We start from the raw sequence: 17,603 nt of genomic DNA, 5'->3' as shown, positions 1-17,603 counted from the left end.
AAATCTAAGTCAATTTACTATTTGACTTGCGGTAAAATAAGTTAATGAATAAATACATTTGATGCGATCAAATCATTTAATGAACTATGATTATCTACAAGCAAAATCAATTCTTGAGAATTATACATAGAGTGACTTGAACCATCCCTATCAACAGAAACAATTAATCCAGACTGAGTATCTTGTACAGATACATAGCCTTGAAGATTTCCACTGTCATTTATGAGTAATTGAGATAAATCAATTTTATCTTGCTCAGCAAGATTAAAATCCGTCCACTCACTCTTAGCATTTCCGCCTAAATTATCTATATTATCAAGAACATTGAAAATCAACGTATCTGCGCCAGCATCTAAATTATAAGAGTAAGTTTGATCTGCTATAATTGTCTCAATTACATCATTACCAGTTGTACCAAGCACAGTTTTGGCAATATGTTGCTCAATTTGAGCTTTATCCCAAACAGTTTCATCATCAAATACAATAGAAGATAAATTATCCTTACCAAAACGTATTGTTGATGCTGAATCATTGAATGATATTATGATTAGTGAATCCGACTGCTTAAGTGAAATATCACTAGAAAGCACTGATTTTAAATGAAGAATATTTTCTTCATTTGTATTATCTAAAATATGAATATAACTTGATGTACCAAGTAATGTTTTATCTACAATATAAATATCATTACCTGCTTGACCCAATAAAGCCGTATACGCATTTGAATTACCACCATAAACCAACGTATCACTACCAGCCCCACCATATAGATAGTCCGAACCTGTATTAGAAATTAACGTATCATCTCCATCACCACCATACAGATAATCATCCTGTACACCACCTTGTATCGTATCATTACCATCTAGACCATAAATTATGGAATAATTAGCATCTGCCAGTAAATGATCATCTCCATCTGTACCTAATAATCTACCGATAATATTGGCTTCAATTTGTGCTTTATTCCAAACTGTTCCATCGTCAAACACAATTGAGGATAATTGTCCCTCACCAAAATGTATGGTGGCAGTTAAATCATTAAATGTAATAATTCTATCCGCACTAGCTTGTTTTAAGATAATTTCATCAGCTGAAACTGATTTCAAATAAAGTGTATTTTGTTCATTTGTATTATCTAAGATATGAATATAACTTGATGAACCAAGTAATGTTTTATCTACAATATAAGTATCATTACCTGCTTGACCTAGTAAAGCCGTATAGCCATTTGAATTACCACCATAAATCAACGTATCACTACCAGACTCACCATATAGATAGTCCGAACCTGTATTAGAAATTAACGTATCATCTCCGTTCCCGCCATATAGATAATCATTTCCAGTAGATCCTTTAATAATTTGAGTAAATGTAGGGTCTGTTGGTTTGTAAGTTCCTGATACAGTATTAATTATAGTGGTTAGTGGTTGAGAACTATTCCCAGCTTGATCTGTAGCAGTTACCCTATATTCTACATTTAACCAATCGAATTTTTCCTCAATATTTACGTGAACCCAAGCCCCATCAATTTTTTGCTCAACAGCATAACTATCACTTGGCGCATTAAAAATAATTTTATCTGTACTAGCATCGTAATTAAACAAATTAGCCAATATAGGTGCCGTAGTATCAGGTGCATTTATATTAATTGAACTTTCATTACCTTTAGCATCCGCAGCAATTACTTTTAATAATTCACCATCTTCATAAACTGTATTCAAAATTACATTGTAATACCCGGATGCATCAGCTATTGCCGAACCGATTACATCACCTGCAGTATTTTTAACAATTATTGTGGTATTTGCTTCAGTTGTACCTTGTACTGATTGCCCTTCAGCCCATCCACCTTGAATAGTTGGTTGATGCAAAATTGGTGGCGTACTATCTGGTGCAATAACCTCTTTCGCTTCAGTTTTATTATCCGATTGATCTGCTGCCGTTACGCTTAAGCTTTCACCATTTAAGTAAGCTTTATCAAGAGTAATAGAATAATTTCCTGCCTCATCTGCATTAGCTGTGCCTACAACTTTTGTTTCGTAATGGTCTACTTCTAAAATAGTTTTTGGCACTTCTTGCGTTACATTTACATTTATAACGGGGACCATTGAACTAGAATAATTTACTGTCAAAGTATAGGTTCCAGGCGGTAATACCGAACCTTTTGCTAAATCAATACTGTAATTGCCGTCTCCAACTTGGGAAATACTACCATTTAGACTTGTATTTAAACTCGCACTAGAAAGAGTTGAACTATAACTACCAGAAAGTGAATTAGTCGAAGAACTCAAATTTAAAGAAACATGTGCATTTGTGCCTGTAACTTCGAAAGAATATGTTTTCGATAAAGAATTTGACTGTACTGTCTCACTCAAAACAGATTGGGTTTCTAAAACAGTGACTTCTTTATAAATAGCAGTTATTTGTTCTACTGTCACTCTTGCACCTACTTCAGTCGTACCTGTAACCACTTTACCTGCAGCATCTATAATTGCAGTTAAACTTGATGGTGCCGTGGTGTCGGGTGCATTAACTGTTTTTGGTGCGGTAGCATTACCAGATTGATCTGATGCTGTAGCACTTAAGCTTTCGCCATTTAAGTAAGCTTTGTCTAGGGTAACTGAATATTTACCTGTGGCATCAGCAGTACCTGTACCGATTATAGTTCCTGCAGTATTTTTAATTGTTACAACAGCATTCGCTTCAGTTACACCTGTAACCACTTTACCTGATGAATCAATCGTTGCAGTTAAACCTGTTGGTGCCGTGGTGTCGGGTGCATTAACTGTTTTTGGTGCGGTAGCATTACCAGATTGATCTGATGCTGTAGCACTTAAGCTTTCTCCATTTAAATAAGCTTTATCTAGGGTAATCGAGTATTTACCTGTGGCATCTGCGGTAGCCGTACCAACTACGGTTCCTGCAGTATTTTTAATCGTTACAACAGCATTGGCTTCAGTTACACCTGTAACCACTTTACCTGATGAATCAATCGTTGTAGTTAAACTTGAAGGTGCAGTGGTGTCGGGTGCATTAACTGTTTTTGGTGCGGTAGCATTACCAGATTTGTCCGCAGCCGTTGCACTTAAAGTTTCACCATTTAGATAAGCCTTATCTAGGGTAATCGAGTATTTACCTGTAGCATCAGCTGTAGCTGTACCGATTAGGGTTCCCGCAGCATTCTTAACTGTTACAACAGCATTTGCTTCAGTCGTACCTGTAACCGCTTTACCTGATGAATCAATCGTTGCAGTTAAGCTTGAAGGTGCAGTGGTATCTGGAGCATTAACTGTTTTTGGTACTGTGATATTACCTGCTTTATCTGCCGCTGTTGCATTTAAGCTTTCGCCATTTAAGTAAGCTTTGTCTAGGGTAATTGAATATTTACCTGTGGCATCAGCAGTACCTGTACCGATTATGGTTCCTGCAGTATTCTTAACTGTTACAACAGCATTCGCTTCAGTCGTACCTGTAACCACTTTACCTGATGAATCAATCGTTGCAGTTAAGCTTGAAGGTGCCGTGGTATCCGGCGCATCAACTGTTTTTGCTATTGTGGTATTACCCGATTTGTCTGCCGCCGTTGCACTTAAAGTTTCGCCATTTAGATAAGCTTTATCTAGGGTAATTGAATATTTACCTGTGGCATCAGCTGTAGCTGTACCGACTACGGTTCCTGCAGCATTCTTAACTGTTACAACAGCATTTGCTTCAGTTACACCTGTAACCACTTTACCTGCTGTATCAATCGTTGCAATCAAACTTGAAGGTGCTGTAGTGTCTGGTGCAACAATGGTTTTTGGTGCTGTGGTATTACTCGATTTGTCCGCAGCCGTTGCACTTAAGCTTTCACCATTTAGATAAGCTTTATCTAGGGTAATCGAGTATTTACCTGTGGCATCAGCTGTAGCTGTACCGACTACGGTTCCTGCAGCATTCTTAACGGTTACAACAGCATTCGCTTCAGTTACACCTGTAACCACTTTACCTGCAGCATCTATAGTGGCAGTCAAACTTGAAGGTGCCGTAGTGTCTGGAGCATTAACTGTTTTTGGTGCTGTGATATTACCTGCTTTATCTGCAGCCGTTGCACTTAAGCTTTCGCCATTTAGATAAGCTTTATCTAGGGTAATCGAGTATTTACCTGTGGCATCAGCTGTAGCTGTACCGACTACGGTTCCTGCAGCATTCTTAACGGTTACAACAGCATTCGCTTCAGTTACACCTGTAACCACTTTACCTGCAGCATCAATCGTTGCAGTTAAGCTTGAAGGTGCTGTGGTATCTGGCGCAACAATAGTTTTTGGTGCGGTAGCATTACCTAATTTATCTGCTGCAGTAGCACTTAAGCTATCACCATTTAGATAAGCTTTATCTAGGGTAATTGCATATTTACCTGTAGCATCAGCTGTAGCTGTACCGACTACGGTTCCTGCAGCATTCTTAACGGTTACAACAGCATTCGCTTCAGTTACACCTGCAACCACTTTACCTGCAGCATCTATAGTGGCAGTCAAACTTGAAGGTGCCGTAGTGTCCGGTGCAACTATTGTTTTTGGTACGGTAGTATTACCTGATTTATCTGCCGCTGTTGCACTTAAGCTTTCACCATTTAGATAAGCTTTATCTAGGGTAATCGAGTATTTACCTGTGGCATCAGCTGTAGCTGTACCAACTACGGTTCCTGCAGTATTTTTAATCGTTACAACAGCATTGGCTTCAGTTACACCTGTAACCACTTTACCTGCAGCATCAATCGTTGCAGTTAAGCTTGAAGGTGCTGTGGTATCTGGCGCAACAATAGTTTTTGGTGCGGTAGCATTACCTAATTTATCTGCTGCAGTAGCACTTAAGCTTTCACCATTTAGATAAGCTTTATCTAGGGTAATTGCATATTTACCTGTAGCATCAGCTGTAGCTGTACCAACTACAGTTCCTGTAGCATTCTTAACGGTTACAACAGCATTCGCTTCGGTTACACCTGCAACCATTTTACCTGTTGTGTCGATAGTTGCAGTCAGACTTGAAGGTGCAGTGGTGTCCGGTGCAACTATTGTTTTTGGTACGGTAGTATTACCTGATTTATCTGCCGCTGTTGCACTTAAGCTTTCACCATTTAGATAAGCTTTATCTAGGGTAATTGAATATTTACCTGTAGCATCAGCTGTAGCTGTACCAACTACAGTTCCTGCAGCATTCTTAACGGTTACAACAGCACCCACCTCAGTCGTACCTGTAACCACTTTACCTGCAGCATCAATCGTTGCAGTTAAGCTTGAAGGTGCTGTGGTATCTGGCGCAACAATAGTTTTTGGTGCGGTAGCATTACCTAATTTATCTGCTGCAGTAGCACTTAAGCTTTCACCATTTAGATAAGCTTTATCTAGGGTAATTGCATATTTACCTGTAGCATCAGCTGTAGCTGTACCAACTACAGTTCCTGTAGCATTCTTAACGGTTACAACAGCATTCGCTTCGGTTACACCTGCAACCATTTTACCTGTTGTGTCGATAGTTGCAGTCAGACTTGAAGGTGCAGTGGTGTCCGGTGCAACTATTGTTTTTGGTGCTGTAGTATTACCCGCTTTATCTGATGCTGTAGCACTTAGGCTTTCGCCATTTAGATAAGCCTTATCTAAGGTAATTGAATATTTACCTGTAGCATCAGCTGTAGCTGTACCAACTACAGTTCCTGTAGCATTCTTAACGGTTACAACAGCATTCGCTTCAGTTATACCTGTAACCACTTTACCTGTTGTGTCGATAGTTATAGTCAGACTTGAAGGTGCAGTGGTGTCGGGTGCAACTATTGTTTTTGGTACTGTAGCATTACCCGCTTTATCTGATGCTGTTGCACTTAAGCTTTCTCCATTCAAGTAAGCTTTATCTAGGATAATCGAGTATTTACCTGTGGCATCAGCTGTAGCTGTACCGACTACGGTTCCCGCCGTATTTTTTATTGTTACTGCTGCATTAGCTTCAGTTACACCTGTAACCGCTTTACCCGCAGAATCAATAATCGCTGTTAAACCTATTGGCGCAGTTTTATCGTCAGCCAAAATTGTTTGAATCGTTGATTTATTACCAGCTAAATCTTCAGCAGAAATAGTAAGCTTTTCACCATTTAAATAAGCTTTATCTAGTATGACTGTATATTTTCCATCACTATCAGACTTTGAAGTTCCAATAATTTTTCCAGATGAATCTTTGACGGTGACAGTTGAATTAGCCTCTGTCAAACCTGTAATAGTTTTACCGTTAGAAGAAATAGCATGTGTTAAAGTAGGAGCTGTAATATCAGAAGCGATAAGTTCTTGTTTAACAGTACTATTACCAGCAGTATCTTGAGCAGAAACTTTTAGTATTTCACCATTAATATAGGCTTTATCCAAATTAATTAAATATGTCCCATCTGCTCCGGCTTTGGCAGAACCGATTACTTTTCCAGCCGAATTTTCAACTATAACAGTTGCTCCAGCTTCTGTTAAACCACTTACCGTTTTACCATCTTTAGACAATATTTTAGTTAAACTTGCTGGAGGAGTTTGATCAGAAGGTGCTGAACCATCACTACCACCACTACCTGATGCTGCTACCGCAATACCACCAAGTGCGATCGCAGCACCACCCCATAACATTGCTTGTGAATCCAATAAACTCTTTTCTTTTAAAACTTCTTCTTTTTCAACTTCCTCATCAGCTTCAGAATTATTTTCTACTTGCTGACTAGAAACTTGCTCCACTGGTTGAGTATTAGGAGTAACGCTATAGGACTCAGCTTGAATTATCTCACCACTTTTAAGAGTGATTTCAAAACCATTTCCCGTATCTCTTACACTTTTAATATTGCTTGCATCTAACGTAAATTTTTGACCATTTTTAATAAAAGTAAGTATGTTTTGCATTTTTGTAAATAATCCAAAAAAATAAACAAAAATCTACCACAAAAACATAAGAATAATTACACAATAATTAAAAATTAATTATTCTACTAACTAGTTCACACTTTTATTATAAATTTTATCTAAAAAAATCTTCAAGACTATAAGTCTAGAGGCCATTTTAAGGTTTCAACTACTTTACTTGTTCAACATTTTTAGGATGTGTCGCATAGACATCAAATTGCTTGTATAAGGCTCATATTTACCAATAAATTCATCCAGAGTTTTATTAAAAAAAAACATCTAAATTTTTAATTTAACTTTAAATATCTTCTATAAAAAAAAACCCATACCTTGGGGAAGTTATGGGCTATAAACTGATAACTATTTCTAATATTTTCAAAAAAACCTAATGCCATTCAATATATTTTAACTTATTTTCAAAATCAAGAAATATTTTCACTTAAAATAACCAAACACTATTTCCCTCTCAATATAAAATTTCTAAAAACCAATTTTATTCTTAATTATTATAGCAATGGCTATTCACCTAAATTTATTAAAAAAATGCTCTTATCCACTTTAAGTTTTCTAAACTCTATTTAAAATCATGTATAGACAGCTTACATCAAAGAACAGAAGATACTATCTACACAACCTATTTGTACTTGTCTCAATTACTGATCCTCAATCAGATATATGCTTAGAGTCAATTATATTTCTTAGTTATCTTCCATAAAAATAATAATGCCTGTATTTGTCTTGAATTTGCATAGATATTATCTACATGGTCTATTAACCAAGGAGTGACCATGAAGAAATACTTTCCTGAGCTTGATACAGTTTCCGATCTTCTTGCATCAATTCCTCATCCACAAATCCAGTCCATTGCACATGCTATTCGTATCTGCAATGACCAAGATACGCATGTTCTCACTAAACTACATGCTGTAGTTGGAGTTATGATCTAAGTACATGGAGATGAAAATGAAAGCTTTGAAAGAGTGGCTCAAACAGCAACGCGAATTCAATGATCTAACTCAACAGCAATTAGCTCATAGGCTGGGCAAACCTTTGCAATACATTGAAGATGTGGAACATGGTGATTATCGCTTGGAGGTCATTGAATTTATTTATTATTGCCAAGCCTTGAATATTGACCCTCATCAGGGTATTCGCTTAATTGATCTTGATCCTCAAGAGCAAAACAAGTAAATCTCTTCTTAATAGTTATTATGATCCATATCAATTTTTTGATGCTGGAATCGCTTGCCTAATCTGCTCTAACCCCTCCTCTGGGGTAATTCCAAGTATACGGCAATACCAAACATACTCGACAACATCTAACCGACGCTCGCCTTGTTCAACCTTTTGAACATACGAGTGTGGTTTACCCATGCGTTCAGCTAATGCTCGCATAGTGAGGTGTTGTTCTTCCCGCATTTGCTTCAACCACTTAGTTAAAGCCTGCATTTCAGGGGTATTGATACTTGCTGTCATGTACCTATTATCGATACAATATATTTTGTACCCAATATAGATACATTTAATATGTAACTAATCCTGAATTCAGAACTAAATCTTCACTTTCTAACGAGAAAATATAAGGTGCATAAAGATGGGGTTTTCAAATCTACTTAGCTCTGCACTGACTGCAGTGGCTACATTCTCTGGTAATCCAGATGTTCAACAAGTTGCTAATTCCGCTAATGAATTGGTGGTTTCTTATCAATCTCAGCAACAACAGGAAATGGCTCAACGAATCATGAGTTCACCTGACGGTATAATCCCCGTATCTGAAAAAGGTAAAACTGTATGGCGGGCTTTGAAATACAACGCTGACGGAGAAATTACTGGCTTTGCTGACTTTAATACTAAGGAAGAATATTTAGTGTTAAAGCAGCAGGAACTTCGCGCTCAACAAGCATTGGAACAGCAAAGGAAAGCTGAACAAGCTACCCAACGTCAGTATTCAGCTCAAACCAAACGTGCAGGTGATGTCTCAATTGCTGATATTGATGCGTATGGACAAATGCTTGGCACCATGCAACAGGCTTCTATGGGTGCTTTAAGAAACTGCTCTCAATATGTTGAAAGCTCGCCCCCTTGGAATGCTTGCGTACAGCGTGAGGTACAAAAGGTTGAACAGCGCCGATAATGTATCGGAATTGATATCAACTCAAAGGACTTACTTTCATTCATCTATCAGGAAGAACAATCATGAAAACCATAAAAATGGTTCAGCTACTGACTTGTGGCTTACTTAGTTTATTGATGTGCTCTGTAGCAACGGCGAAAACTGAAAAAATCACCTTGAAACAACCCATTGATTTTGGTGAAGAAGCAGTCGTATTCTATACCACTAAAGGTGAAGTCACCCTCAATCTGTATGCACTTCCCGTAAAGGTTGCAGAACAGCTTAAACCCTTTAAAAAAGGTCAATGTCTGGAAATTCAGTCAAAATATGGTTTCTTTCACGACACGGGAGATGGTCAATACATTCAAAGTATTCGACCATGCAAACGTACTCCCTCTAAAGTAAGTTAACCTACACGAATAGATGAGGGAGACTCCCTCATCTAAAATTCTTTTCTGGAATAACAATGAAAAATATATTACTTGTTTCATTACTCACTTTTGCTGGCTTTGCCCACGCGACACCGAATGTATGGCAATCAAGCTATGCTCAAGGTTTTATTGAATATTCGATTCAAGATACTAAGGGTAATACACTTTGGGTAGCCTGTAATGAAGGTGCAGGTGATGATTATGATCATTCTGCAAATCTACAAACAAAGAAAAATCGGTATGAAAATACTGACTCTAAATACCCATTATCCTTCCTATTGGACGGAAAAACTTCTGTTGCTCCTGCGGGTTCAACCAAATGGCGCAATGGAGCTAATGCTTGGTATGATTTTTCTCATGGTATTGCCAAAGCCAAGAAAATTGATGTCTTCGTGAATAATAAGAAGATAACAACTTTTACGCCTAATCCTCACAGTATTAAAGCTGTAGCGAAAGACATAGCATCATGTGATGCAATGTTTTAACCAAACCCATTATCAATTTATCAATCCCGATGATCTTTAAAGGTCATCGGGATTTTTTATTTCTAAGGAATTTCAACATGCAACAACGCGTATTCGATAAGGTTAATCAAACCCTCATCAAAACCTTTATTTGCAATAAGCTTTCGGAACGCTCTAAAGGCCAATTGCATTACCAACTTTGGCAAGACAATGATGATTTATCTCTTGGTATTGCTTTGAGCCACAATGAATCATCTGGTGGATTTAGTTCTGAACTCATCAAGGTAGATGACATCCTCAAAACGATCAAAGAATTATTGCAGTCTGGGAAACCTTTCCATGCAACTGCCTTGAAGGACTTATTCATAGGAAAATCAGTTAATAACTATAGTTTCTTGGGTGCTGCTTTAGTTGATCAACAGGTCATTCGCTTACACCCCCAAACAGCCCGTTTACTGGAAGTGATAGAGGAATATGAACTATGGCCTCTTCGCCTTGAAGAAATGGTAGGTAAAACTGATATTCAAGAGAATATAGTGACTAAGATTCCTGCCAAACGTGGTCCAAAACCTAAGAATCAATCTATCGAATCCGAAGTTGGGGAAGAAACGCATGATGAAGTGCATTAAGACCAAAGATGATTTATCACATCTAGAGAATGAAGCGATTAAGGACAGTATTTCCAATCACATTCTGACTTTAGAGCAACAGTACAATGAGCCTTATCAAGCCACCCTACATGGGTGGTTTATTATTTGTGAAGATGAATCTGATTTATCTGAACCGCTTGCCAATCTGACCTTTAGTCTGAGCGATAAGCTTCACTTAGGTGAAGTGGAATATGTCGAAAAGAAAGAGAATTGGTATGAGGTTTATGTATTGCTTAATGATAATGAAGGCATATTAATCTATGTTCCGAATGACATATTCAACAATCATTCTTTGACAGCGATCTAAAGCTATTTACAGCACCCTCTCCTACAAAACCTCTTTCTAACTTTTATCTAAGGCTATTTTATGACAAGGCATATCTTATTCGCTTTGGGAAAAGTCGTGACTACTAAAAATGCAGTAGAGTTCATGACTCAAAAATGCATTACTCCTTTCGATTTACTTCATCGACATCAACATGGCGACTGGGGTAATTTAAATGAACCTGACCTTGAAGCAAATGAACAGGCTTTGATTGAGGATCTCCGGATTCTCTCAAGCTACAATTTTGACAAGGAGAAAATTTGGGTTATCACTGAAACAGATAGGACATTAACAACGATTCTATTACCTAGTGATTACTAACAGAACCGTAGATAGACCTTAAAGCTTTAATAGCTTAAGGTCTTTTTTTTATTAAGGCACATCAATCAAACACGAATGAATTTTAAGAATAAACAGGCAAACGTTTTAGCAGTCCGAAGACCTTTATTTCTTCATTTTGCCTTGGTTGTTTTCAGATTGTCTTTTTACCGTATAAAACCCTATAAATTTATTTTTGCTTTTATAAATAACTCTTTTATATTTCTTTTTATTCGGCTTATGTTTATCTCTAAATTCCTTAAAATAAGCATTAAACGTTGAACGAGATATTCCATTAATCTTAAGTACTTTTTCATATAAATCTTTTGAAGACCTAAAACCTTCATTTTTTAATAACTCAATCATAAATTCAGCAAACTTTTTTTGTGGAATTAACCTCTGCCTCTTATTTTGTAAAGGTATACCATTCTCTTTGTTCGCTCTAAATTTCTTTATATAGTTGTAAGCAGTTTTTCTAGATAACTCAGGAAAAAATGCTCGTAATCTTTGTGCACTAGTTTCCTTTTCTTCTAGATAACGTTCAGACAAGAATTTCTCAATTTCTTTTTTCATTAGAATACACTTACATAAAATTACAAAACCATAGGTACATTTATTTCTTCACTAAAAATTGGAAGAGGACCAATTTTTGATGGTGAGTTATTAGGCTTAAACCCCCTATTATAAGCCTTTGTATTGATATTTAAAATTACAATAATTACTTATAAATTTCAATTAATTATAAACATATAAACCCAATTATAGGTAAAAAACTATATTTGTTATAGTGGCCCAACTTGAGCATTTAATGAAGAATTTATTTCTTAGCTCATGCCACTAATCCATTTAAAGGAATACTACTATGTACCGCATTCCACAAGCTAAAACCCCCCTTAAACTTTGTATAAGCGAACATACAAAAAATACTTTAGTCAAAAACTTTATAGAGGAAAATCAATCTGTATTTCAGATCACATCTTATTATTCAGAATTTGACAAAATTGACGGAAATGGAGAAGTCGACGAATACTTAAAAAAATTATCATCTGCTACAAAAGAAGGAGAAAATAAAACCTTTTCTTTTTCTACTCTTAAGGCTACGTGTAATATCTCTTATGATAAATCTTCTCTAGAAGAAACTCTATTTACTAACTTTTTATTATCACAAATTATGTCCGCTTTAGCAGATTGTCTAGTTTGTTACTTGAGAGATGAAAAATACCGTAAACTAATAACAGAATTTCAGTGGAAGGAAAAAATTTGGAGAAATATAGAAGGTGAACATTTTAACCCTATGTGTGTAAATGATTTATCTAAAAGAACTGCTAACTCAGATCCTTCTACATTGATTTTTCTTCTATGCCCTATTACAGATTCTGACCCAACGGGAGGATTCGGTTTATATTTATTAGATGAAAATGATCAATTGATATTTAAAACTATCTATAAATTTTTCGATTTACCGAATGCTCCTACCGATGCTTTCCGTTTAAATGTACCAAAGACCTTAGACAAATTTTTTGATACATCAAGATACTTTTTTAAGTAGTAATTTTACAACGCCTTAACTACCCCTCAGCGCACTTTTTCTGTAAGTAATGAATACTTGGTCTTACGATCAGGAGCTAGTGCGCTTTATTTTTGCCTAATTGAACAATCAAGATCGCTAAAAAAGCTTTAAATAAAAAAGTTAAGCCTTGGTTTTTTAAATATTTTTTAAACAAATATTATTTTTTTGGCACATCAATAGAAGGACCAAAAAATGGTAAAGTTTTTAGAGAAAAATACTCAGCTCAATCAATTTGAATCGGGTAAAGAATTCGATATTCGCAAGTATCGTCCAGACCTAAAAGTGATTGGATTACGCTTTGTGGTTACTGCACAACATGTACGTACTCTAGCTCGTTTAACCTTTCAAGGTAAGAAAGCCTCAAAAAGCTTAGGTACATTTTCTCATGCTGATTTTGATCAAAACTTAGAGAAACTGATCTCTCAAATGCAGGGATTTCATCAACGAATCGCTCAAGGCCTAGCGCCATTCGAAGATGAGGTAAAACCTGCAAATACATTACGTGAGTTTGCTTTAACGATCTATATGCCCAGTGCTGAGATGCGTAAAAAGTCTTATAAGGATGATGAGGCAAAATTACGGATGCATATTTTGCCAGCCTTTGGAGATTATTCGTTTCAGGATATCAATGCTGGAATGCTCAATAAGCTATTGACCGAACTTCGCTCAAAAGGCTTAACGAATGCCTCGATCAATCGGGTTCGGGCACTGCTCTCTGTCATGTTCAACATGGCAATTAATCATGACTTGATACAGGTTAATCCTGTAAGCAAGGTATCCAAGTTTAAAGAAAACAATCAAATTGAGCGTTATCTCAATACTCAAGAGATCAAGCGTTTAATGGAGGTGTTGAATGCACCGCATCAGCATGGCATAGACAACTTGATTATTGTCGCTATCGTCAAGTTTTTACTGCTTACAGGAGTACGTAAGCGTGAAGCAATGGACATGAAGTGGACTGATGTTGATCTCACTACAGGGGTTTGGCTTTTAGGTGAAAACAAGTCTGGAAAGGCTCGACGCATTACTTTGAATCAGGATGCACTAGCGATACTGCATTCATTATCACGGCAGCATGTATTTATTTTTGCGAACCCGATGACAGGTCAACCGTTTAACGATATGCGAAAGACCTTTCAACGTATCATGAAAGCTGCCTCAATTCGGAATATCCGAATCCATGACTTAAGACATAACTTTGCCAGTTTGGCCGTGAACAGTGGCCAAAGCCTATATGTCGTACAACATTTATTGGGTCATGCATCACCACAGACTACCCAACGCTATGCACATTTACAGTCCAGCACATTGAAACAAGCATCAGAGGATGTAGCTGCTGCCATTCGTGCTCAATGTAGTCAAACCACACCAACGGCGAATGTCGCTTAGTTAAACCCCTTCTCCCTTATTTTAAATTTTGAATGGATATGCCCTTACAGGCATATCCAGAGGATTTTTTATGTCAAATTTACCTAAACCAATAGAATTTCATCTTAATTCTAAGCAGTTTATTGCTGATGAAATCCCAGCACTACTACATGGAAATACTTTAATTGTTGGAGGTACTGGAACAGGCAAAAGCTCCTATGTATTAGAAACCTTATCAGAGTCGAAGCAAGTTATTCTCTTATGCCCTTTAGTCGCACAGGTAAAACAGCTAGAAGAGCTATATCAAAGTGATCGGTTCGTTTTTATTCATGGTAAGAAAAATATACCTAAAGATGAAATTAAGTCGATTACCAAAAAACATTTGGTAATGACCTACGATCAATTTTCTAAATTCGCTCCTCACTTATCAAAGGATGCTGTCATCGTCGTAGATGAAGCTCAAAAACTATATGCTGTAGGCTACTATAGGGAACAGGCTATTCAATCCATTCTGCATATCATTCAATCTCAAAAATTTGATCATGTACTCTTTTTAACGGCTACATTAACCAAGTATCTTTTTGAAAAATTAGATATTCAAATCAGTCACTTTTATAGTTTTTCAAAAATATCTAATAATAAAAGAAGTATCAGGATTATTAATCCTCAAACGGCAGAACCTCTCTCATGGATATGGGAAGTACAAAAACGTTTAGAAAAAAATCGCAAACAAAATGTGAAAAAGGTAGTCATTGCACGTATTAATGACATCAAGTTAGCCAATCAAGTCAAAGAGATGTATGAGCAAAAAGGATATAAAACCCAGCTGATTAATCGTGAGCAGATTACTAGTCATAGCTGTATGGATTTATTGAGTCTTGAGCGTATTAACACTGAATTTGATGTAGTTATTTGTACTTCTATATTAGATGAGGCAATTAACCTAAAAAATAGCAATGATGAGGTCGATAGTGTCCATATTATTGGCAACAATGCTCATCCAGAAGAAATTGTGCAATTCATTGGGCGATTACGGACAGCAACACCACCTGTATATATTCACTTACCCAGCCCAATTGATGATTATGAAACTAATTGCGAGAGGCTATTTGCAAAATATAGAAAATCGAATAAAAGTAATTATATGGGACTGATTGCTTTTTTACATGGCATAGAACTTTCATTAGATAAAGAAAAGTTCAAAGAATTTTCGGATATTATTAATACTAAAATTGATAAAACCCAAATCATGAATGGTCTTACAACCGACCTCATCGAATGTAAAGGGTTTTGGTCAGATAACAATATCATCAGGCACAATACAGCAAGTATCGTGGCTCGCTTCTATCGATTAGATATTCAGCAATGCTATAGCAATCTCAATTATCTTAAATATCGGCTATTACAGCTTTTACCAAATGGAACAGTCAAGATCATCAGTTCAGATGGAGTAATTCCTGAAGCAATAAGGAATGCTTTTGAACAGAGTGAGAAAACGTTGAAAGATCGTCGTGAAGAAGGTATTCCAAAAGTTATAGGTCTATTTTTTGAGTGCCTAAGAACTACTAAAGGCTTTAAAAATCTAAGAGAAAAAATAGAGGATTCAATCTTTGATGACGACAGTATTTACTATGAGATACAAGAGGAGCCTATCTATAAAGGTATTTTTGATGAAGCCATGATTCTTTCAGAAAAGTTAGATAATCTAAAAGATGTACAAGAAAGCCTTGTAGCAAATAGAACAAATCAGGTTATTAAGATAGCTCATGAATATGAAAATAATCCTATAGTCCTCAGCGTCATCCAACACTTACGAAAAGCTTTTGATCGAAAAGATTTTAGAAATAAAACTCATAGCTATTATGATATTACGCAGCTAATGAATACAGCACTTCAAAGACTTGCTAACACAAAGCCTATTCTTGAAACACTAAGAAAGTATCCGTCTCAGTACATTGAAGTTTTTGATGATGATTCGATCCTTTTCCAAGACGGGAAATCTATCAATTTTCTTAAGAAGTATTGTCACGTAAAGATTTTTAATGACAAGAAACATTACAAGCATAAGAAAATTAAATTCTTAAACCTAACAGCGTTTGGCTATAGCTTTTATGATGTTTCAGTTAGGCAGAAAAAATTCATTACGATTAACAATATAAGGTATAACGCTCGTACAGGTTATGAGGATGAATTATTAGATGATAGTGATTAATCTTATGAAAAATGGCACCGAATGTGCCATTTCTTCTCTATCTATCAGCTCAAATAATTAAGAATTATATTGAGTTGTGGGAAAAAATTATGAAAAATCTATACCTTTACTCTTCAAATACTCTAATAAGGCTCTTGGTTTATATTTAGGATCTAACCATTTAAGCTTAATGAGTCCTTTCATCATAGGTAATACATCATCATGTATAAACTCATTACGGATAATTGACTTATCATTATCTTTTTCTCCAATCACTCGATCTCTGGCCTTAAATTTATAATGGAGTGCTTTATAAGTCTCATCTCTTACCATTAAATCACTATCCATATTAATTTTACTCACTTTGAGATCATCAAATTTCAGTCCAGCAGTTTTAGCATTATCTATCATCCATTTTAGTGTTCTATTTGAAAGCCCTTCCTCAATATATCCGCCTCCAATGTTTGCATGTGCTCCTATGAACCAGCATTGTTTTAATACTTGGTTATCATTTTCTAAATCAGCAGGCCGTTCCCATAAACATGGTTGAAAAAGCCATCTGCGCTCACAGATAGCTATAGCTTGATATGCATGCTCAACGATAGAGGATAAGGTTGTATCATGGAATTTACTGTATTTACTAATCAGTAAGTTAGGTAAAACTGGATTACCCAAAGCTCCAACAGTATCCCATACACCAATAAACTTTATTTTAGTCCGATCTTCAAATGAATATTTTTTTCGGAAATCTTTAGCAATTTCGCTATCAGGATGATTTTCATCATCTCTGTTTCTATACATATCATAGGCTTCTTTAATCTTAGGATTAAATTCATTTCCATGTTTTATAGCATATTCTTTTTTAAGAATACCTACTTGTCGAATTAATCCACCTAAACTACGTACAGCAAAGGCTCCCCTACTAAAGCCAAACAAAAATATCTCATCACCTAAATGATAATTTGATATCAACCATTCATATGCTTCAAGTATTCTTTCAGTAGTACCAGTTCCAGAATAACCTTCAAACCAATTAACCCACGGGTACTTTGATGTTCCAACACCCTCTAAATATTTAACAATCTGATTGTTACCGTCATCAATAATAAGTTTTGATATTTTACAAACATTCGTATCCTTCCTTGTATCCTCCCCATTTGGTTTATTCCATGTCCCATCAATGCATATAATAATTTTTTTCATAATTCTTCTCTCATAATGAAGTTATTGTAATTCCATTATTTATTATATTTTTTTATATGGAA

15 protein-coding genes are annotated in these 17,603 nt (G+C 36.0%); 11 read left to right on the top strand and 4 right to left on the bottom strand.

Going from position 1 to position 17,603, the window contains the following annotated elements:
• Nucleotides 1-41: 41 nt before the first annotated feature.
• On the bottom strand, nt 42-6,908 hold the full coding sequence (locus tag KIP84_RS01165) for an Ig-like domain-containing protein (protein ID WP_213689176.1): 6,867 nt from the start codon (nt 6,906-6,908) through the stop codon (nt 42-44).
• A 788-nt stretch (nt 6,909-7,696) separates the two neighbouring features.
• Here KIP84_RS01165 and KIP84_RS01160 point away from each other — a divergent pair.
• Nucleotides 7,697-7,855, top strand: a complete 159-nt coding sequence (locus KIP84_RS01160; protein ID WP_005134555.1) for a hypothetical protein — start codon at nt 7,697-7,699, stop codon at nt 7,853-7,855.
• A gap of 16 nt (nt 7,856-7,871) precedes the next feature.
• Nucleotides 7,872-8,099 (top strand): helix-turn-helix transcriptional regulator, encoded by a 228-nt coding sequence (locus KIP84_RS01155; RefSeq protein WP_017402813.1) that lies wholly within the window; start codon nt 7,872-7,874, stop codon nt 8,097-8,099.
• Nucleotides 8,100-8,129: 30 nt separating this feature from the next.
• On the opposite strand, the gene KIP84_RS01150 is transcribed toward KIP84_RS01155, so the two are convergent.
• A complete protein-coding gene (locus KIP84_RS01150) occupies nt 8,130-8,384 on the bottom strand; it encodes a helix-turn-helix transcriptional regulator (protein WP_017402814.1) in 255 nt (84 codons plus the stop codon).
• 118 nt (nt 8,385-8,502) lie between these two features.
• Here KIP84_RS01150 and KIP84_RS01145 point away from each other — a divergent pair, with 118 nt between their 5' ends.
• The 6 genes from KIP84_RS01145 to KIP84_RS01120 all read left to right on the top strand — a co-directional run bounded on the left by KIP84_RS01145 (nt 8,503) and on the right by KIP84_RS01120 (nt 11,212).
• Nucleotides 8,503-9,042, top strand: a complete 540-nt coding sequence (locus KIP84_RS01145; RefSeq protein WP_104080813.1) for a hypothetical protein — start codon at nt 8,503-8,505, stop codon at nt 9,040-9,042.
• A 62-nt stretch (nt 9,043-9,104) separates the two neighbouring features.
• Nucleotides 9,105-9,431 carry a hypothetical protein gene (locus KIP84_RS01140; RefSeq protein WP_020753523.1) on the top strand — a complete coding sequence of 109 codons (327 nt, stop codon included), beginning with the start codon at nt 9,105-9,107 and terminating at the stop codon, nt 9,429-9,431.
• A gap of 56 nt (nt 9,432-9,487) precedes the next feature.
• Complete coding sequence (locus tag KIP84_RS01135) at nt 9,488-9,937, top strand: hypothetical protein (RefSeq protein WP_020753524.1); 450 nt, start codon at nt 9,488-9,490, stop codon at nt 9,935-9,937.
• 77 nt (nt 9,938-10,014) lie between these two features.
• The gene (locus KIP84_RS01130) at nt 10,015-10,545 is read left to right on the top strand and encodes a hypothetical protein (protein ID WP_020753525.1); all 531 of its coding nucleotides are present in this window, start codon (nt 10,015-10,017) and stop codon (nt 10,543-10,545) included.
• Entirely contained in the window at nt 10,532-10,873 is a 342-nt protein-coding gene (locus tag KIP84_RS01125; protein WP_020753526.1) for a hypothetical protein, read from the top strand. Before KIP84_RS01130 ends, KIP84_RS01125 begins: the two co-directional genes overlap by 14 nt.
• A 60-nt stretch (nt 10,874-10,933) precedes the next feature.
• On the top strand, nt 10,934-11,212 hold the full coding sequence (locus KIP84_RS01120; RefSeq protein ID WP_213689175.1) for a type I restriction endonuclease subunit M: 279 nt from the start codon (nt 10,934-10,936) through the stop codon (nt 11,210-11,212).
• Between the two features lie 123 nt (nt 11,213-11,335).
• Here KIP84_RS01120 and KIP84_RS01115 read toward each other — a convergent pair whose 3' ends face one another.
• The gene (locus KIP84_RS01115) at nt 11,336-11,782 is read right to left on the bottom strand and encodes a hypothetical protein (RefSeq protein WP_213689174.1); all 447 of its coding nucleotides are present in this window, start codon (nt 11,780-11,782) and stop codon (nt 11,336-11,338) included.
• Between the two features lie 289 nt (nt 11,783-12,071).
• Between KIP84_RS01115 and KIP84_RS01110 the strand changes: the two genes are divergently transcribed.
• The 3 genes from KIP84_RS01110 (at nt 12,072) to KIP84_RS01100 (ending at nt 16,359) form a co-directional block, all read left to right on the top strand.
• Complete coding sequence (locus tag KIP84_RS01110) at nt 12,072-12,758, top strand: hypothetical protein (RefSeq protein ID WP_213689173.1); 687 nt, start codon at nt 12,072-12,074, stop codon at nt 12,756-12,758.
• 213 nt (nt 12,759-12,971) lie between these two features.
• The gene (locus tag KIP84_RS01105; RefSeq protein ID WP_213689172.1) at nt 12,972-14,168 is read left to right on the top strand and encodes a site-specific integrase; all 1,197 of its coding nucleotides are present in this window, start codon (nt 12,972-12,974) and stop codon (nt 14,166-14,168) included.
• Between the two features lie 70 nt (nt 14,169-14,238).
• Nucleotides 14,239-16,359 carry a DEAD/DEAH box helicase gene (locus tag KIP84_RS01100; protein ID WP_213689171.1) on the top strand — a complete coding sequence of 707 codons (2,121 nt, stop codon included), beginning with the start codon at nt 14,239-14,241 and terminating at the stop codon, nt 16,357-16,359.
• An 87-nt stretch (nt 16,360-16,446) separates the two neighbouring features.
• Here the strand turns inward: KIP84_RS01100 and KIP84_RS01095 are convergent, their stop codons facing one another.
• The gene (locus KIP84_RS01095) at nt 16,447-17,541 is read right to left on the bottom strand and encodes a DUF2235 domain-containing protein (RefSeq protein WP_213689170.1); all 1,095 of its coding nucleotides are present in this window, start codon (nt 17,539-17,541) and stop codon (nt 16,447-16,449) included.
• Nucleotides 17,542-17,603: the final 62 nt, after the last annotated feature.

Source organism: Acinetobacter sp. BHS4 (genome assembly GCF_018454425.1).
Classification (GTDB): Bacteria; Pseudomonadota; Gammaproteobacteria; order Pseudomonadales; family Moraxellaceae; genus Acinetobacter; species Acinetobacter pittii.
This window is presented reverse-complemented; position numbering and strand designations above follow the sequence as displayed.